At 75.3% G+C, this 17,607-nt stretch carries 13 protein-coding genes; 3 read left to right on the top strand and 10 right to left on the bottom strand.

The annotated features are described in order from the left end of the window. Positions 1–70: 70 nt before the first annotated feature. From IF01_RS0121350 to IF01_RS0121305, 9 genes are all read right to left on the bottom strand, one after another. Positions 71–1,213, bottom strand: coding sequence for an ABC transporter permease (locus IF01_RS0121350; protein WP_078880159.1), 1,143 nt, complete (start codon positions 1,211–1,213; stop codon positions 71–73). After that, the gene (locus tag IF01_RS0121345) at positions 1,210–2,127 is read right to left on the bottom strand and encodes an ABC transporter ATP-binding protein (RefSeq protein WP_030395077.1); all 918 of its coding nucleotides are present in this window, start codon (positions 2,125–2,127) and stop codon (positions 1,210–1,212) included. Before IF01_RS0121345 ends, IF01_RS0121350 begins: the two co-directional genes overlap by 4 nt. A 155-nt stretch (positions 2,128–2,282) precedes the next feature. Then, the gene (locus IF01_RS0121340; protein ID WP_030395076.1) at positions 2,283–3,524 is read right to left on the bottom strand and encodes an FHA domain-containing protein; all 1,242 of its coding nucleotides are present in this window, start codon (positions 3,522–3,524) and stop codon (positions 2,283–2,285) included. Positions 3,525–3,597: 73 nt separating this feature from the next. After that, positions 3,598–4,953 carry a vWA domain-containing protein gene (locus tag IF01_RS0121335; RefSeq protein WP_030395075.1) on the bottom strand — a complete coding sequence of 452 codons (1,356 nt, stop codon included), beginning with the start codon at positions 4,951–4,953 and terminating at the stop codon, positions 3,598–3,600. Between the two features lie 306 nt (positions 4,954–5,259). Further along, the gene (locus tag IF01_RS0121325) at positions 5,260–6,597 is read right to left on the bottom strand and encodes a protein phosphatase 2C domain-containing protein (protein ID WP_063764261.1); all 1,338 of its coding nucleotides are present in this window, start codon (positions 6,595–6,597) and stop codon (positions 5,260–5,262) included. 3 nt (positions 6,598–6,600) lie between these two features. Beyond that, positions 6,601–9,246, bottom strand: a complete 2,646-nt coding sequence (locus tag IF01_RS0121320) for a serine/threonine-protein kinase (RefSeq protein ID WP_030395074.1) — start codon at positions 9,244–9,246, stop codon at positions 6,601–6,603. A gap of 5 nt (positions 9,247–9,251) precedes the next feature. After that, positions 9,252–10,748: a hypothetical protein gene (locus IF01_RS0121315; protein ID WP_244215577.1), complete on the bottom strand. Its 1,497-nt coding sequence runs from the start codon at positions 10,746–10,748 to the stop codon at positions 9,252–9,254. A gap of 157 nt (positions 10,749–10,905) precedes the next feature. Next, on the bottom strand, positions 10,906–11,916 hold the full coding sequence (locus IF01_RS0121310; RefSeq protein WP_051755803.1) for a glutamate ABC transporter substrate-binding protein: 1,011 nt from the start codon (positions 11,914–11,916) through the stop codon (positions 10,906–10,908). 15 nt (positions 11,917–11,931) lie between these two features. Continuing rightward, a complete protein-coding gene (locus IF01_RS0121305; RefSeq protein WP_149030384.1) occupies positions 11,932–13,353 on the bottom strand; it encodes a GlnX family signal transduction membrane protein in 1,422 nt (473 codons plus the stop codon). Positions 13,354–13,703: 350 nt separating this feature from the next. Between IF01_RS0121305 and IF01_RS0121300 the strand changes: the two genes are divergently transcribed. The 3 genes from IF01_RS0121300 (at position 13,704) to IF01_RS44140 (ending at position 16,495) form a co-directional block, all read left to right on the top strand. Beyond that, on the top strand, positions 13,704–14,282 hold the full coding sequence (locus IF01_RS0121300; protein WP_030395070.1) for a nucleosidase: 579 nt from the start codon (positions 13,704–13,706) through the stop codon (positions 14,280–14,282). A gap of 58 nt (positions 14,283–14,340) precedes the next feature. After that, positions 14,341–14,859 (top strand): DinB family protein, encoded by a 519-nt coding sequence (locus IF01_RS0121295; RefSeq protein WP_030395069.1) that lies wholly within the window; start codon positions 14,341–14,343, stop codon positions 14,857–14,859. 109 nt (positions 14,860–14,968) lie between these two features. Continuing rightward, entirely contained in the window at positions 14,969–16,495 is a 1,527-nt protein-coding gene (locus tag IF01_RS44140; RefSeq protein ID WP_051755801.1) for a trypsin-like serine peptidase, read from the top strand. A gap of 90 nt (positions 16,496–16,585) precedes the next feature. Here IF01_RS44140 and IF01_RS0121285 read toward each other — a convergent pair whose 3' ends face one another. Then, positions 16,586–17,500: a sigma-70 family RNA polymerase sigma factor gene (locus tag IF01_RS0121285; protein ID WP_037780596.1), complete on the bottom strand. Its 915-nt coding sequence runs from the start codon at positions 17,498–17,500 to the stop codon at positions 16,586–16,588. Positions 17,501–17,607: the final 107 nt, after the last annotated feature.

Below are 17,607 nucleotides of genomic sequence, written 5' to 3'. Positions count from 1 at the left end.
CACCGGGACCTGGGGACCAGGACCTGCGGCGTACGACCCCGCGCGGGCCGACCGGGGGAGGGGCGGGCGGTCAGTCCTCCCAGCGGAACAGCTTCCAGGAGATGCCGGTCATCACGGCCGCGAACAGCAGCAGGCCGCCCATGGTCGGCAGCGCGTCCATCACGCCGCCGCCCCGGGAGAGCACCGACTGCGAGGCGGTGACCAGGTGCCGCAGCGGCAGCGCCTGGGAGATCGCCTCCAGCCAGCCCGGCATGCCGTCGGTGGGGAAGAACGAGCCGGACAGGAACGACATCGGCAGCACGATGATCTGCGAGATGCCGTTCGCCGCCTCCTCGGTCTTGGCGATCGAACCGGCCAGCAGGCCGATCGACATGAAGGCGACGGTCGCGCAGACCACCAGCGGGACGATCAGCCACCAGTCGCCGGTGAGCTTGAGCCCGAAGAACGGCGTGGTCGCGACCACCAGGAAGACGGCGGTCTGGACCAGCGCGGTGAGGACCGAGACCGCGACCCGGGAGGCGATGACCGACCCGGCGCTCACCGGGGCGAGCCGCAGTCGGCGCAGCACCTTCTTCTGCCGCCAGCCGACCAGGGTCAGCGCGGCGCCGAATACCGCGCCGGTGGCCACCGCCCAGCCGAGCAGGCCGGGGGTGAGGAACTGGATCGGCTTGAGCGACCCGTCCTCGACCTGGCTGCTCTCCATGACGAAGGCCGGGGGCTTGCCGGTGGCGGCCTGGTTGGCCTGCTGGACCACGGAGTTGACGATGCCCTGGACGGAGCCGGAGCGGACCTGGTCGGCCGCGCTGTAGCGGACCACGACCTTGCCGTCCGGGCCCTCCTTGATCATGGCGTCGAGGTCGCCCTTGCGGACCTTCTCCAGGGCGGCGGCCTCGTCGTCGCCCTTGGTGATGGTCAGCACCTGCTCCAGGCCGGCCCGGGCCTCGCCCTGGACGGAGTCCAGGACCCGGACGGCGCCGACCTGTTCGACCTTGGCGTGCGGGCTGGAGGCGCCCTTGAGCAGGGTGCCGAACAGCATCAGGAACATCAGCGGGAACAGCAGCACGAAGAACAGCGCGCTGCGGTCGCGGACGAAGGCGACGATCATCACCCGGGAGAGGCTGGCGAAGGCGGAGACCCGCTCGCGCTCGGCCGGGGGAGGGCTGCCGGGTGCGGGGGCCTGCGCGGGTGCGACCGTGGTGGGCTCGGCGGTCATGCGCGGTACTCCCGTCCGGTGAGCTGGAGGAAGACGTCCTCCAGGGTGGCGCCGCGGACTTCCAGTCCCCGGAGGGCGCCCCGGTCGGCCAGCACGGAGAGCACCGGCGCGGGCAGCCGGGTGGAGAGCGAGAGCGAGACGCCGTCGTCCTCCAGCGAGGTGGTCTCCGCCCCGGCGGCGGTGAGCAGTTCGCGTGCGGTGTCGATGGGGAGCTGCCCGGACTCCACGCTGATCCGGACGGTGTCGTCGATCTCGCGGATGAGCGCGGCGGGTGCCCCGGTCCGCAGGATCCGGCCGCGGTCCATCACCGAGACGCGGTCGCAGAGCACCTCGGCCTCGTCCAGGTAGTGGGTGGTCAGGACGACGGTGCGGCCCTCGGCGTTGATGTCGCGCAGCAGGTCCCAGAGGTTGCGGCGGGCCTGCGGGTCGAGTCCGGTGGTGGGCTCGTCGAGGAATACCAGCTCCGGTCCGTGGACCAGGGCGCAGGCGATCGAGAGCCGCTGGGCCTGGCCGCCGGACATCTTGTCGGTCATCACCCCGGCCGACTCGGTCAGGCCGACCCGCTCCAGCATCGCGTCGGCGGCCTTGGGGCCGACGCCGTAGAAGGAGCCGAAGGTGCGGATGGTCTCCCGGGCGGTGAGCCGGTTGAAGAAGGCGGAGGCCTGGAACTGGACGCCGATGCGGCGCAGCAGCTTGGGGTTGCGCGGCCAGGGCGCCAGGCCCAGCAGCTCGATCCGGCCCTCGTCGGGCTTGCGGATCCCCTCCAGGATCTCCAGCGTGGTGGTCTTCCCGGCGCCGTTCGGGCCCAGGATTCCGTAGAATTCGCCGGCTTCGACGGTGAGTGACACTCCGTCGACGGCTTGTACGTCCCCGTACCGCTGACGGATACCGTCGGCGGATATTGCAGCAGTCATAGCGACTGAGGGTAGGGGTGCCGGGGGGCCACGGGGAGATGCCGAAGCATCATTTGATGATCATTTTTACAATGTGTTCGAACTGCGGGGTCCCCTGGGCCGGCCGGTGCGGTCCGGGAGTCCCGGGACCGCACCGGCCCGCCGTCCGTGCCCGCTCAGGCGCGGTGCAGGGTGATCGTGGTCCAGGCGCCGATGTGGACGCGGTCGCCGTCGCCCAGCGGGATCGCGGTGTGCGGGGAGATCGGCTCCGCGCCGCCGTTCACCGTGGTGCCGTTGGTGGAGTCCTGGTCGACCAGCACCCAGGTGCCGTCCGGCTGTTCGGCCAGCAGGGCGTGCTGGTGCGAGGCGCCCGGGTCCTCCGGCGCGACCGAGAGGTCGATCTCCGGCACGGTGCCCCGGTGCTGGCTGCGCCGGCCGATCCGCAGCTGGCCGCGCCCGGTCAGCGGGATCCGCCGCTCGGGGCAGTACGGCGGGAAGAACAGCCCGGCCGCCTCCGGACCGCTGCGGGCCATCATGTCGGTGAAGTACTGGCGGTCGGCCGCGATCACCGCGAACCAGGTGGTCCGCACCGGCTCGGCGGGCGGGGTCGGCGGCTGCTCGGCCTGCGGGGGCACCGGCGGGGCCAGGTGGAACGAGGTGCCGAACTCGTCGCCGCGCCGGGCCGGTCCGGGCTGGGCGTAGACCGGACCGGAGTCCTCGCGCGGGGCCGGCGGCCGCTGCTGCTCCGGGTGCGCGGGCGGCGGCCCGTACGGGGCCTCGGCGGGAGGGCCGTAGGGAGCCTCGGCCGGCGGGCCGTACGGCGGCGCCTCGACCGGGCCGGGCGCCGCGGCCTGCTGCCCGTGCGCGGGCGGCGGGTAGCCGTAGCCGGCGGGTGCGCCGTGCTGCTGGTGCTGCTGCTGGTGCTGCGGCGGCAGCGGCGGGGCCTCGGCGAGGTGCGGCGCGGCCGGTGCCGCCGGGGCGCCGCCGTACGCCGCCGGGATGTTCAGCGGGGCGGGTGCGGGCGGCGGTGCCGGGGCCGGGAACGGCGGCTGCTGGGCACGCTGCGGCGAGGAGAGGTCGTAGTCGTACCCGCACTCCTCGCAGAACCGCCCGGTCTGCGGGCTGCGGCAGATCGGGCAGATCACCAGGCCCTCGGTGAGGTCGGGGAAGCCCTGCGGGGCCGGCGGCGGGGGCGGCGGCATCGAACCCGGTGCCGGCATCGAGCCGGGCGGCGGCGGGGGCATCGCGCCCGGGGGGAGCGTGGCACCGTACGGCGCGCCGGGTGCCCCGTGCGCCCCCGGGGCACCGGGGTGCGCTCCGGGCGGCGGCGGCAGCGGCTGCGGCGGTGTCATCGGGAATCCGCAGAAGTCGCACCAGTCCTCGGCCTGCGACTCGTGGCCCCTCGGGCAGATCGGCATCAGGTCCCCCCTCAATTCCAGCTCGGCCGGGGCTGGGCCCGGCCGGTTCGCGGCCCGGTCGGCGCTTCGGCGGTCACTTCTTCACGCGGACGGTCTTGGTCGACCGGGTCTCGACGATCATCGAGTCGGCCTCGCTCACGTTCTTACGGAACCGAACGGTACCCTCCTTCGGGTCCACCACGTCCACCACCTTCTGCAGCAGCTTGTAGGTGCCTTCGTTCCCGGTCTCGTGGGCGATCCGGACGGCGGTGCCCAGCCTGGTGGTGGCGAGGTGGACGTTCCCGGCGCGGTGCGCCTCCATGCCCTCCTGGACCGCCGCGGCGAGTTCCGCCTGTCCGGTGTAGTGGGCGACCTGCGGGCTGATCCGGGTGGAGGAGGCGAGGTCGTCCGTCCAGACCGCCTTGACCAGACCCTGGGACAGCACCTCGGGCGTCCCCCCGGCGGCCGGGGGCGGCAGGACCAGGCTGATCCGGGCGGCCAGCATCTCGTTGCCGACCGCGGCGGCCGGGACCTCCACGCAGACGTGGTAGTCGCGGCTCTCGTCGCCCCACGAGCCGGTCGGGTAGTCACCGGCCCGCGGTCCGGCCTCGGCCCGGCGGCCGGTGAGGTCCTCCAGTGCGGGGGCGACCTGCTTGACGAACTTCACCACCGCGTTGGCGGGCGTCCAGACCCGCAGGGCGACATCGGCGACCTGCTTGCCCATCGCGCCGGTCATCATCGAGCGGAAGTCCTCGGCCAGGCCGGAGGGCTCGGGGACGATGTCGACGGTGCCGAGCAGCGCGGAGGCGATCTTGCGCAGCTCCTCGACCTTCCAGTCGGTGCCGACGCCCCGGCAGTCGGCGGTGAAGTGGCCGGTGACCCGTCCGATCGCGCGCTCCAGCTCGGCGGCGGTCTCGTGCTCGTTGTTGCCGTCGGTGAGCAGGATCGCGTGCCGGATCGGGATGTCCCGGCGGGTGAGGAAGAGCTGGTCGGCCTTGGTCAGCCAGGTGCCCATGGCGGTGCCGCCGGCCGCGGTGAGCCGGCGCAGCGACTCCCGGGCCCGGGCCCGGGTCTCCGGCGAGGCGATGGCGAGGGTGCCGTCGCCGGGGAAGACCTCGCGGGCCTCGTGGGTGCCGGCGACCACGGCGAAGGCCACGCCGTCGCGGACGGTGTCGACGGCGGCGGCGGTGGCCTCGCGGGCACCGCGCATCTTGCTGGACGGGTAGTCCATCGAGCCGGAGCAGTCCACCAGGATCACCACGGCGGCGGACTGCCCGTCGCCGCCCGCCGAGGCGTCGCTGATGCCGAGCGGGCGGCCGCCCGAGGTGCCGCCGCCGGTCGCGGTGACGGTGACGATGGCGTTCACTTCGCGGGCGCCGTCCGCGAGGTACTCGTTCTGGAAGATCTCCACATCGAACCTGGGCAGGTTCGGCTTCGCCAGTGTTGCCATGGGCCGGTGGCTCCCGTCGGATCGTCGGATGGTGCGCGGGTGGTGGCCGCGCCGCTGGGACGGGGCGCGGGTGGTCGCTCGGTGCTTGCGGCCCGGGCGGGTGGCCCGGTGTTCGGGTCCGGTGCGTGTGGCTCGGTGCGTGTGGCTCGGTGCGTGTGGCTCGGTGCGGGTCGTCCGGCGCACGGGGTCCGGCGCACGGGGTCCGGCGCGGGTCGCCCGGTGCTCGGGTGCGGTGCTCGCGGCTTGTTGCGGACGGCGCGCCGGGGCCCGCGCCGTGGGGGCGCGGGCCCCGGTGGCGCGGGCGGTTCAGCGGGCCGGTGGCACCTGCGGCGCCGGCGGCACGGGCGGGCGGGGCGGTGCCGCGGGCGGCGGCGGGACGGGGGGCAGCGGGGCGGCGGGCGAGCCGATCACCGGGATGTCCGGCAGGGTCGGCGCGTGGTCCTCCTCCTCGTCCGGGTCGCTCCCGAACGCCGCGCCGGTCGCGGTGATCACCGGCAGGTCCAGCGCGGTCGCGGTCCGGGCGTCCTCCCCGGTGCCCCCGGCCGCCGGGGGCGGGTCGATCGGCAGTACGGCGACGGTGATGTTGTCGTGCCCGCCGGCCGCGACGGCGAACTTCACCAGCGACTGCGCGGCGGCCAGCGGTTCGGTCCGGGCGTCCGGCCGGACGTAGTACGCCAGGTCGGTGGCGGCCTCGGCGTAGTTCCACAGGCCGTCGGTGCAGACCAGCAGCACGCCGGGCACGTGCGGGGTGAAGTCGAGGGTGTGCGGCACGACCTCCTCGGCGTCCGCGCCGAGCCAGCCGGTGATGGCGTGGGCGCGCGGGTCGGCGTACGCCTCGGCCTCGCCCATCAGCCCCGCCTCGACCATCCGGGCCGCCCAGGAGTCGTCCTGGGTGAGCCGGAACGGTTCGGCGGCGACCCGGTCGTCGGGGATCCAGTAGGCCCGGGTGTCGCCGACCCAGCCGATGGTGATCCGGCCGCCGGAGGCGATCGCGCTGACGTAGGTGCAGGCCGGGGCGTTGACGTCGGGCCGGAGCGGCCGGGTGCCGTCGGTGGCGAGGGCGGCCACCGCGTCGGCCGCGTCGGCGATCGCCCGGCGCATCGCCCGGGTCGGGTCGGTGCCCGCCTCCAGCGAGCTGAGCAGCGACTCGGAGGCCGCGTCGACCGCGGTCTCGGAGGCCTCGTCGGGCCGGTCGGAGGAGGAGACGCCGTCGCAGACCACGGCCACCACGACCGGGTCGCCGCCGGGCAGCGAGGAGGCGGCGACGGTGAAGGAGTCCTCGTTGCGGTGGTGCCGCAGGCCGCGGTCGCTGACGCCGGCGACGCCGGCCAGCGCCTTCTCCATGTGGTCGCGGGGGCGCGGCTGGGCGCGGCCGCAGGCCTCGCAGTAGCCGTCGGGGGTCACCTGGTGGAGCCCGCAGTGCGCGCAGGCGACCGCGCTCCGGTCGGCCTGGGCGGGCACGGAGGGGGTGTTGGGCAGGGTCGGCGGGTGCTCCTCCCCGCCGCCGGCCCGGGCGGCGGACCAGCCGGCCGGCATCGCGCCGGGGGCGGGACGGCCGTCCCGGCCGGCCCCGCAGGACCCGCAGAAGACGTCCTCCGGGTCCATCGGCTCGGCACAGCTCTGGCACACGGTCTGCTGCGGCATCAGTTACACCCACGTCCTGGGACGGGCCCGGTTGGCCCGTTCCACCATCTCGATCCTGGTCTCGGCCCGGTCGGCCAACCGGGCGAGTACCCGGTAGGACTGCTCCAGGGCGAACCGCAGTTCCCTTTCCACCGCGGGCCGTCCCAGCACGCTGACCTCGCCCGTCGCCGGGCCCGTGCCGGTTCCCCCGGGGGATCCGGCGGTGACCCAGCCGAGCGCCGCGCCGAGCACCTCGACGGCGAGTTCCTCACGGCGGCGGTCGTCCAGGCGCAGCGCGGTCAGCTGCTCGGAGCTCGCGCCGAGGTCGGCGCCGAGCGGGTCGGTGGTGGGCCGCTCGCGCAGCCGGGCCCGGACGGCGGCGATCCGGGCGGCGGTGTACTGGCTGGAGGTGGCCGGGACGGTCTCCAGGGCGGCGACGGCGCCGGCCCGGTCGTCCTCGGCGAGCCGGACCCGGGCCAGCCCGAAGGCGGCGCTCAGGTAGCTCTGGTCGGTGCTCCACACCAGGCGGTAGAACTCGGCCGCGTCGCCGCCGTCGCCGAGGAGTTCGGCGCAGACGGCGAGGGCCAGCTTGGGGGCGGCCTCGCCGGGGAAGGCGTCGTAGACGGCGTCGAAGGCCTCGGCGGCGGCGCGCAGGGCCTGTTCGCGGGCCGAGGCCCCCTCGGGGGCGCCCGTACCGGCTCCGGCCTCGGTGTCCGCCTCGGCGGCGGTGACCAGGGAGGCCAGGCCCCGGTACCAGACCACCCGCCAGTCGTCCGGGTGGTCCTTCTCCAGTGCGGCCAGCGCCTCGGCGGACTGGTGCGGCCGGCCGAGTTCGAGCAGGGCGCGCAGGGCCCGCAGCCGCCGTTCGACCGAGTCGGTGGGGGCGCCGTCCAGCGCGCCGAGCGCCTCGGCCGGGTCGGCGGCCAGCAGGGTGGCGAGGAAGCCGGCGTTCGGGTCGGCCGGGTCGACCCGGGGGACGGGCAGCGCGAGCGCGGCGGCGGCCGGGTCGACGGCGGTCAGCCGCAGTTCGCCGGGGCGCACCGTGGTGGCGACCAGTTCGGTGTCGACGACCCGGAGTTCGGGGCCGAACAGGGTGGACTGCGCGGGCCGGGCCCGGCCGTCCTGGAGGGCGAGCACCTCGCGCAGCACGCCGGTGAGCTGGTCGGCCATCTCCTCGGCGGAGCCGAACCGGCGGGCCGGGTCCGGGTCGGTGGCGCGCACCAGCAGGCGGTAGTAGGACTCGTAGGAGGCGAAGACCGGGACCGACTCGGGGCCGGGCAGGGTGTCCCGGTAGGTGGTCGAGTAGCCCTGGAAGTCGAAGCTGAGCACGGCCAGGGTGCGGGCCACCGTGTACAGGTCGGAGGCGGGGGAGGGGCCGTCGGTGGCGATCTCGGGCGCCTGGTAGCCGATGGTGCCGTAGATCGGGCCGTCGTCGTCGAGGCGGCGGACGGCGCCCATGTCGATGATCTTGAGCGCGTCGCCGCTCTGCAGCACGTTGTCGATCTTGAAGTCGCAGTACACCAGGCCCCGGGAGTGCAGGTAGCCCAGCGCGGGCAGCGCCTCCAGCCCGTACGCGATCGCCTGCTCGACCGGCAGCGGGTCGCGCCGGCCGTCCGGGAGCCGGCGCTCGTTGGCGATGTCCTTCAGGGACTTGCCGCCGACGTACTCCATCACGATGTAGCCGTCGGTGGCGCCGGTCCGCAGGTCCGGGTGCTCGACGAAGTTGATGATCCGGACGATGTTCGGGTGGTCCACCTCGGCCAGGAAGCGGCGCTCGGCGACGGCCACCGCCAGGGCGTCCTCGTCCCCGGTGTCCAGCAGGCCCTTGAGCACCACCCACTTGTCGTTGACCCGCCGGTCGACCGCCAGGTAGATCCAGCCCAGCCCGCCGTGCGCCAGGCAGCCGACCACCTCGTACTGCCCGCCGACGAGGTCGCCGCGGCGCAGCTTGGGCGTGAACGAGTACGGGGTGCCGCACTTGGTGCAGAAGCCGTCCGGGCGGCCGGGCCGGCCGTTGCGGTCCCGGCCCACCGGGGTGTCGCACTTGGAGCAGAACCGCTTGCGCTCCGGCACCTCCGGGTTCTCCAGCACCGCCAGCGACGGATCGGCGGCCGGGACGGTGGGCACCGTCACCAGGCCGGCGCCCAGCCGGTGCCGACTGGCCGAACTGCTGCCGCGGCTGCTGCGCACTGAGACCGAGCGGCTGCTGCCGGTACGGGTGGAGCGGTGCGAGCGGGACCGGCCGGACAGCGAACGGGCCGAACCGCTGCGGACCGAGGAGCTGCGCACGGAGGAGCTGCGGGCCGGGCCGGTGTCCTGGCCGCCGGTCAGGGGCGCCGAGGCGGCGCCGAGGCCGCACTCGTCGCAGTAGCCGTCGGGGTCGATCGTCCCGCCGCAGTCGCGCGGGCAGGGGTCACCCGGTCCGGCGACGGACCTCCGGCCCGCGGCCGTCCCGCCGCGGGTCCCGGAGGCCGGCCCGGTCCCGGTCGCCGTGCCGGTGCCCGTCGCCGGACCGGTCCCGGTCCGGTCCGGCCCGGGGCCCGATGGCGTCGACCCGATGCCCGCCCGCGTCGAGGTGGTGCTCGCCGGGGCGAGACCGCACTCGTCGCAGTAGCCGTCCGCGTCGATCGTCCCGGTGCCGCACTCCGGTCGTACGCACGTCTCGCCCATCACCGTCAGCCCCCCTGTACCCGTCCGTCGACAGCCTGTCCGTCGGTCGGCTCCCCGCCGGCCGCCGCCCCGCCCAGCCCGATCCCGTCCCGTTCGATCCTGTCCTGCACCGCGCCGCCGTACCCGGCCGCGCTCGACCCGGCGCCGCCGTACCCGGTGCCGCCGCCGTACCCGGACCCGCCCGGCTCGGCCGCGCCGGCCCCCGGCTCGCCCGTTGCCGGTCGCAGCGCCTGCTGGAACCGGGCCACCGCGCCGGCCGCCGCCCGCAGGTCGCACGGCGCGCTCCACAGCAGCCAGCGCGCCTTCTCGTAGCGCTCCAGCACGACCGGGTCCTCGGACACCCGGAGCCGGGCCGCCATCGCCTTGTACGCGTCCAGGCGCCCGCGCAGTTCGGCCCGGACGGCCAGCGGCTGGGTCACCTCGGTGAGCGACTGCCGGGCCCGGGCCAGCTCCTTGGCGGCGGCGTCCTCCAGCGCGTCGAGCAGCGGCGCCAGCCGGTACCACTGCCCGTTCTGCCGCAGGTCCAGCGCCAGCACGATCCGCTCCCGCAGTGCCGAGGCCGGTCCGGGGACGGCCGGCACCTCGGTGGCGGCGATCTTCGCCAGCACCTCGCCGCGCGCCCGCCGGGCCTCGGCCAGGGTGGCGTCGGCCCGCTGGAGCAGGTCGCCGACGCCCTGCAGCCGCTCCTCGGCGTCGTCGCGCAGCCGCAGCAGGTTCTCCAGTTCCTGCCGGACGCCGTCCAGCGCCCGCCCGGCCCGGTCGAAGCGCTCGGTGTCCACCACTCCGGAGGGGAGGCCCGGGGCGCCGCCGTCCGGCACCGTGCCGCGCTGCGCCGGGACCCTGGCGGGCCGCCAGAGGGCGAGCGGGTCGGTGCGGACCTCGGTCCGCAGCCCCTCCAGGTCGGCGTCCAGCGCCTCCAGGTCGTCGCCGAGCGGGTGGGTACCGGAACGCACGCCGAGCGAGGCCGCCAGGGTCTGCACCCGGCGCAGTTCGGCGATCAGCAGGTCGATCCGGGCGGGCAGCGCCGTCCAGACCGCGTCGGCCGCCGAGACCACCTCCAGCACGGTGGCGTACCAGGAGTTCATCCGCTCCATGAGCTCGTCCAGGCTGACCCGCTCGACCAGCCGGGCGGGCGCGCCGAGCCGCTGCGGGCCGTCCGGCGCGCCGCCGGGCACGGTGACCGCGTCGCCGGTCAGCAGCTCGCTGAGCTCGGCGAGTTCGGGGCCGCCGGGCCTGGCCTTGCGGGCCCGGACCGCGCGGGCCGAGGCCAGCGTCTCCGAGTAGCGGTCGAACAGCGCCCAGAGCAGCGGCAGGCCCTGTCCGACGACGGACCAGCGCTCCTGGGTCCGCCCGGTCAGTCCGGCGCCGTCGAGCAGGCGCAGGCCCGGGTGGTCCTGGAGCGAGAGCAGCGCGGACTCGACCGCGTCGCGTTCCGCGCCGAGGCGCGCCAGCGCGCGGTCCACCTCCTCCCGGCTCAGTGCCGGGCCGGCCGAAGCCGCCATCGTCCCCTCCCCTCCCTCGCCTGCCGTGTGCCGTACTCCGTGGTTCCGGTTCCTGCCGTTCCGGTTCCCGGGGAATCCGCCCCGACCCTAGCGCGCGCCCCCGCCGCCGGGCCGGGCCCGGTCGTCGAGGAACCGTCGGTGCGGCCCGCCGCTCCCGTCACCGCGGCGTCGGCCAGTGCCGGTCGGCGTCGTCCAGCAGGTAGGGCTTGAGCCAGGTGTCGTACGCCCGCCGCCAGCTGCCGCCGTTGTAGTAGTCGTTGAGCACCTGGTTCACCCGGGCCGTCAGATCGGTGCTGGTCTTCAGCATCGCGACGCCCATCACACCCGGCCGGACCTCGCCGTCGAGCACCCGGACGGTCTGGTCCTGCGCGGCCTGGCTGGCCGCGAGCCCGTCGTCGGTCATGGTGGCGTCGACCTTGCCGAGCTGCATCAGCACCAGGCAGTCGAGGTGGTTCTGCACGGTGACGAGCTGCTTCACCGGACGGGTCTTCAGCTCCTCCTCGGCCGAGGAGCCGGAGGCGGCGCAGGCGGTGGCGCCGTTCAGCGCCTCGTCCATGGTCTTCGCGGGGGAGGACCTCGGCACCAGGACCCGCTGGCTGGTGGTGAAGTAGGGGCGGGAGAAGGCCACCTGCTCCATCCGCTCGCAGGTGATCGACATGGTCCGGACGATGATGTCGACCCGGCCCTCCTGGATGAACTTGATCCGGTCGGCGGTCGGCACCGCCTTCAGCACGACCTTGTCCGGATCGCCCATGATCGCGGTGCCGATCGCCCGGGCGAGGTCGATGTCGAAGCCCTCCACCTGCCCGGTGTTGGGGTTGCGCGAGCCCCACCGGTAGCTGTTCAGGTCGATGCCGACGACCAGGCTGCGCTTGGCCTTGATCGCCTTCACCGCCGGGCCGTCCTCGGTGCTCGCCGGGACGCTGCGGTACAGGTCGCAGTCGGCCTGCCCGCTCTGCTCCGACTGCCCGGACTGCTCCTGCTGCGCCGCCAGCGGTACCTGGCGCGGTGCGCCGGCCGCGGAGGGCTCCTGCGGCCCGCCCGTGCCCAGGACCAGGGCGCCGCCCGCCAGCAGTGCCAGCGCCGCCGCCGTCCGGGCCCCGCGCAGCGCGGCCGCCCGGCCCCGGCCCCGGTCCCGACCGGTGCTCGTGCTCGTGCTCGTGACCATGCTTCCGTCCCCCCTCTACCGGTACTCGGCCAGTCGGCGGCCGAGGCCGCGCAGGGCCGCGGCCGCGGCCAGCAGGCCCAGCACCGCGATCGCCGCGGCCGCGGTGCGCAGATCCTCGTCGACGCCCAGCGCGGCGTCCCGGAACTCGCCCTCCTCCAGCACCGCCGCGTCGGCGAGCTGCCGGTCGGCGGCGGCGAACGCGGCCTCCGCCGTCTTCGGCGCGTCCGCCTCCCGGGCCGTCACGGTGGCGTCCAGCGCGGCCTGGTAGTCGCCGTCGTTCTCCAGCTTGCTCGCGGCGGTGTGCCGCTCGCGCCACTGCTGGTAGTCGGCCACGGCCTGGGCGATCGGCCCCTCGGCCGCCCGCGGTGCCAGCGACTGGGCCTGCAGCAGGGTGCCGGGTCCGGCGCGCCCGGGGTCGGAGGTGACCAGGTGCTCCGTGGTCTTGGACCACAGGTCGGCGTAGACGCCGCTGGAGCCGCGCGCCACGTAGTGGAGGTTCTCCGCCAGGCGGGCCGTCAGCACGTCCACCCGGGCCGAGTTGAGCGCCCGCAGCGGCACTCCGCCCTCGCGGTCGCCGCGCGCCAGCGCCGTGGCGGCGCCGTTCGCGGCCACCGTCAGCCACAGCACCGCGGCCAGCACGGCGGCGGTGGCGGCCACCAGCCCGATGTTGAAGACCCGGTTGGTCCGCCGGAACAGCGTCAGCTGCACCCAGACCAGTCCGGCCAACGCCAGCAGGCCCAGCGCGTACCCGGCCCACGGGGTGGCCCGGGCCGCCTTCATGTCCTCGGCCAGCAGCGCGTTCTCGGCGGCCGAGAACTGCGCGGCGGCCGGCAGCAGCACGGTGCGCATCTGCTCGGAGGCGTACCGCTGGTAGGCGCCGCCGAGCGGGTAGCCCTGCCGGTTGTTGGCCCGGGCGGTCTCCACCAGCCCCGCGTACACCGGCACCTGCTGGTTCAGCTTGGAGAGCAGTTCCCGCAGCTGCGAGGAGGCGGGGGTGCGGGAGGCGGACTCGGCGATCAGCTGGGAGGCCGTCCTGAGGTCCTGCTCGTAGCGGTCCCGTACGGCCCGCGGTTCGGCGCCCGCCAGTAGGAAGCCGGTGGCGGCGGTGGCGTCCGCGTCGGCCAGCGAGCGGTTGATGTCGGCGGCGGCCTGGCTCAGCGGCTGGCTGTTGTCGACCACCCGCTGCGCCGCCGCGGCCCGGGAGTTCACCTGGACGGCGGTCAGCGCGCCGAACGCCAGGGTCAGTACCGCGAGCAGCGCTCCGGCCAGTCGCAGCCGGCCCGGCGCCGTCCGGGTGGCCCGCCCCAGCCGGGCGAGCGGCCCGCTCGGCAGGACCACCGCCCCCGTGCCGCCGGCCCGTCGCTGGGCCGGCACCGTACCCGCGGGCCGTTCCGGCGTGTGCGCGCCCGGCCCCTCCGTGCGTACCGGTGTCGCCACCAGCCACCCCCTCCCCTGTGGCCCGCCCCCCGTTTCGGGGGCCCGGCCGTTGCCAGCAGTATGGCCGTCACTCCCCGCGGCCACACCCGAGTTGCGCGGATCTTGAGCTGTCCGTCCCTGCTTCGCCCGCCGGTCCGTCCCCCCACGGGCCGTGCGGCGAACGGGTCGACGCGGCACGCACCCTACGCGGTTCCCGAGTAGAGCGGAGGATTGGGGTCCGGTTGTGTGGGAGTCGCGTCCGCGCCGAGGTGTCCGCGGCGCGTTCGGCGGCGTGAACCGGCCGGGCGCGCTCCCGGGGCGCTCGCGGTGCGGGTCCGCCCCGGCGGCCCGGTCCTTCGTACGATGACGCCATGCGCCTTCTGGGAACGATCTCCGCCGACCGTCCGCTGCTCGTCGTCGCCGTCCGGGAGGAGGCCGCCCACCTCGGCGACCGCCTTCCGGTGCTGCTCACCGGCATCGGCAAGGTCAACGCCGCCGCCGCGCTGGCCACCGTCCTCGCCGGGGGGCAGCACCCCTCCGAGGTGGTGAACCTCGGCACCGCCGGCGCCCTGCGCCCCGGCTGGGAGGGCATCCACACCGTCACCCAGGTGATCCAGCACGACCTGGACACCCCCGCCCTGTACGCCCTCACCGGCCGCACCTACGGCGCGCCGCTGGTCGTCGGCAAGGGCGGCGACGGGCCGGTCCTGGCCACCGGCGACCTCTTCGTCTCCGACCCGGCCGCCCGCGACCGCCTCGCCGAGCACGCGGACCTGGTGGACATGGAGGGCTACGCCGTTGCCGCGGTCGCCCACCGGGCCGGCCTGCCGGTCCGCCTGGTCAAGCACGTCAGCGACGAGGCGGGCGACGGCGCCGCCCACAGCTGGCAGGAGTCGGTCGACGACTGCGCCCGGCACCTGGCCGACTGGCTGCACGCCCAGGGCTGGTGACGGTCCGAAGGACATCGCTGTGGGTGGGGCTGTGGGCGGGGCCTCCTAGGGTGGCCGGGTGACCGACAACACCGACGCCCCCGTGCGGGCCGACCTCCGGCCGCCGGGGCTGAACGCCGACGAGCACACCACGCTGCTCACCTTCCTCGACTACCTGCGCACCTGTGTGATCGCCAAGACCGACGGGCTGTCCGACGAGGACGCCCGCCGGCCCGGCGTCGCCTCCGGGACGAGCCTGCTCTGGCTGGTGCGCCACCTGACCGCCGTCGAACTCAACTGGTTCCTCTGGGCCTACCGGGGGGACGACGTCGACCTGTGGGACGACGACGCGCCCTCGCCCGGCGACGAGACGGTGGCCGGGTCGGTGGCCGCGTACCGGGAGGCGATCGCCCGGGCCAACGAGGTGATCGGGTCGGCGGCGGCCTGGCCGGACCGGCCCGGTGTGCGCTCGCTGCGGCCCAACGCCGAGGCGCCGTCGATGCGTTGGCTGCTCGTCCACATGATCGAGGAGACCGGCCGGCACGCCGGACACGCCGACATCCTGCGGGAGTTGCTGGACGGTTCGGTCGGCCGCTGACGGGGGCGGGTGGCGGCCGTTCTGACAGAGAGTGGAATACTCCCCCGCGCAGTACCCGGCGCCGCTCCGGCGGCGCCGGGTGTTTTTCACACAGGGGGAACACAAGTTCATGTCTTTTTCTGACAGAAGCAGCGGGCGCCGTCGCACCGCGCACGCCGCCAGGACGGCGCTCGGCGCCTCGGCGCTCGCGCTGACGCTGCTCACCACCGCGGCCTGCGGCCCGGACAACAGCTCGGCCGACACCGCCGTCACCGCGGGTGCGGGCGCGGCACCGAACATCGGGCTGCCGGCCAACCTCGAAGACCTGAAGAAGTGGAAGTTCGACGACTGGGAGAAGTGGGCGAAGGACTACGCCCTCCCGGCCGCCGCCAAGGGCTTCTGGACGCTGGACAAGCTGCTCAAGGCCAAGCCCAACGAGCCGCTCCCGCCGCCGCCCGCACCGCCCGCCGCACCGGCGCAGCCCACCCAGGCCCCGGCGCAGCCCTCGCAGCCCGCCAAGCCCGCCCAGCCTTCGCAGCCGGCCCAGCCCGGGCAGCCGACGGCGCCCGGTGCGCCGACGGCCCCGGCCACCACGCCCGGCAAGCCGCCGGCCGGCCAGCCCACCCAGCCGGGGCACCCGACCCCGCCGCCCGCGCCGCCGAAGCCGTCGAACACCCAGCAGCCGGCCTCGCAGGCCCCGGCCCCGCCGGCCCAGCCCACCCAGGCTCCGGCGCAGCCCGCGCAGCCGCCCGCCCAGCCCGCGCAGCCGCCCGCCCAGCCCGCCCAGCCCTCGCAGGCACCGGCCCAGCCGGCCCAGCCCGCGCAGCCGGCCGACAACGGCAACGACCCGCTGCCGAAGACCGTCAACGCCCAGCCGCTCCCGCACCCGTACACCAAGCTCGCCGTGCACGGGAAGCTGTTCGCGGACGCGCCGGGCAGCGGTGCCGAGGCCGCCGCCGGGCTGAGCCACTACCAGTGCTCCGCCACGGTGGTCGCCGACCCGGCCCACCCCGGCAAGAGCAACCTGGTCTGGACGGCCGGCCACTGCATCCACCAGGGCAAGGGCGGCAAGTACTTCAGCAACATCTCCTTCATCCCGGCGTTCAACAGCAACGGCGCGCTGAGCGGCGGCAAGCAGGCCGACGAGGCGCAGTACGCGCCGCTCGGCATCTGGAACGCCACCCAGGCGGTCACCTCGCCGCAGTGGAAGGCCGAGGGCGGGGACGGCGGTTCGCCGGCCACCCAGTACGACTTCGCGATCATCCGGGTGCAGCCCGGCGAGGGCGGCAAGTCGCTGGAGGAGACGGTCGGCGGCGCCGTGCCGGTCTGGTTCAACGCCCCGCGCGAGCAGCTCAGCATCACCGAGTACGGCTACCCGGCGGCCCCGCCGTTCGACGGCATGGAGCTCAACCGCTGCGAGAGCGGCAAGCCGACCCGGCTGTCCTACGACCCGACCCGCCCGCCGATGCACGCCATCGGCTGCACCATGACCGGCGGTTCCAGCGGCGGCGGCTGGCTGGCGGTCAAGGACGGCAAGCCGGCGCTGGTCAGCAACGTCTCGGTCGGGCAGCACACCGGTGACCCGAAGTTCCAGGCCGGACCGTACCTGGACGACGTCGCCGCCGGTGCGTACGACTTCATCTCCAAGAAGGGCTGATCGGAGAAGGGCCGACGCACGACGGACGCACCGCGGCCGCCCCCGCACACCCAGGTGTGCGGGGGCGGCCGCATGCCCGCCCGAGGTGGCTCAGTCGGCGAACGCCGTGAGGTCCAGCGCGGCCAGCCGGTCCGGGTCGGTGAGCACGTCGATCGCCACGATCACGCCGCCCACCACGGTGAACGCCATGATCGACACCGGCCGCCCGTTCGCCCCGATCACCACGACCCCCGCCGCGCCGTTGACCAGCGCCGGCCGCGCGTACGGCGACAGGCCGCGGAACATGACCGCCTGGCCCGCGACCGTCCGGGCCCCGTTGAGCACCACCGGACGCCGCTGCTCCCGACCGGCGGCGGCCCCGTCGGCGCGCAGCACCACGTCCGGGTCCAGCACCGCGAGCAGCGCGTCGAGGTCCCCGGTGCGGGTGGCGGCGAAGAACGCGTCGACGGCCACCCGCTGGCGGGCCAGGTCCCGGTCCGGCGCGGGCGCCCGGCCCTGCACCTTGCGCCGGGCCCGGCTGGCCAGCTGGCGGGTGGCCGCCGCCGTCTTCTCGACCAGCGGGGCGATCTCCTCGAACGGCACCGCGAACATGTCGTGCAGCACGAAGGACACCCGCTCGGCGGGCGAGAGCGACTCCAGGACCACCATCAGCGCCAGCCCGACCGAGTCGGCCAGCAGCACCTCCTGCTCGGGGTCCGGCGCGTCCGCCCGCCTGAGCAGCGGGTCCGGTATCCGCGGCGGCTCGATGTCGCCGCCCCCGCTCCCCGCCCCGATCCGGGACTCGAAGGACTCCTCGCGCCGCTGGGCCCGCGAGCGCAGCTGGTTGAGGCAGATCCGTCCGACCACCGTGGTCAGCCAGCCGCCGAGGTTCTCCACCCCGGAGGTGTCGGTGCGGTCGTAGCGCAGCCAGGTGTCCTGGACGGCGTCCTCCGCCTCGGCGATCGAACCGAGCATCCGGTAGGCGACGGCCCGCAGGTGCGGCCGGTGCGCCTCGAACGAGTCCACGTCCCCCGACCCGGCGCCCCTCGCGGTCGCGGCGTCGTCCGCCGCGTCCGCCGCCAGAAAATTCTCGTCCACCCGTGTCACATTCCTCTGCCGCCGTGGGTCAAAGC

This window comes from Kitasatospora purpeofusca (genome assembly GCF_000718025.1).
Classification (GTDB): domain Bacteria; phylum Actinomycetota; class Actinomycetes; order Streptomycetales; family Streptomycetaceae; genus Kitasatospora; species Kitasatospora purpeofusca.
This window is presented reverse-complemented; position numbering and strand designations above follow the sequence as displayed.

Excerpts from the sequence above, each read along its gene's own strand:
- IF01_RS0121350 (WP_078880159.1), bottom strand. The coding sequence starts at position 1,213 with ATGACCGCCGAGCCCACCACGGTCGCACCCGCGCAGGCCCCCGCACCC.
- IF01_RS0121345 (WP_030395077.1), bottom strand. The coding sequence starts at position 2,127 with ATGACTGCTGCAATATCCGCCGACGGTATCCGTCAGCGGTACGGGGAC.
- IF01_RS0121340 (WP_030395076.1), bottom strand. The coding sequence starts at position 3,524 with ATGCCGATCTGCCCGAGGGGCCACGAGTCGCAGGCCGAGGACTGGTGC.
- IF01_RS0121335 (WP_030395075.1), bottom strand. The coding sequence starts at position 4,953 with ATGGCAACACTGGCGAAGCCGAACCTGCCCAGGTTCGATGTGGAGATC.
- IF01_RS0121325 (WP_063764261.1), bottom strand. The coding sequence starts at position 6,597 with ATGCCGCAGCAGACCGTGTGCCAGAGCTGTGCCGAGCCGATGGACCCG.
- IF01_RS0121320 (WP_030395074.1), bottom strand. The coding sequence starts at position 9,246 with ATGGGCGAGACGTGCGTACGACCGGAGTGCGGCACCGGGACGATCGAC.
- IF01_RS0121315 (WP_244215577.1), bottom strand. The coding sequence starts at position 10,748 with ATGGCGGCTTCGGCCGGCCCGGCACTGAGCCGGGAGGAGGTGGACCGC.
- IF01_RS0121310 (WP_051755803.1), bottom strand. The coding sequence starts at position 11,916 with ATGGTCACGAGCACGAGCACGAGCACCGGTCGGGACCGGGGCCGGGGC.
- IF01_RS0121300 (WP_030395070.1), top strand. The coding sequence starts at position 13,704 with ATGCGCCTTCTGGGAACGATCTCCGCCGACCGTCCGCTGCTCGTCGTC.
- IF01_RS44140 (WP_051755801.1), top strand. The coding sequence starts at position 14,969 with ATGTCTTTTTCTGACAGAAGCAGCGGGCGCCGTCGCACCGCGCACGCC.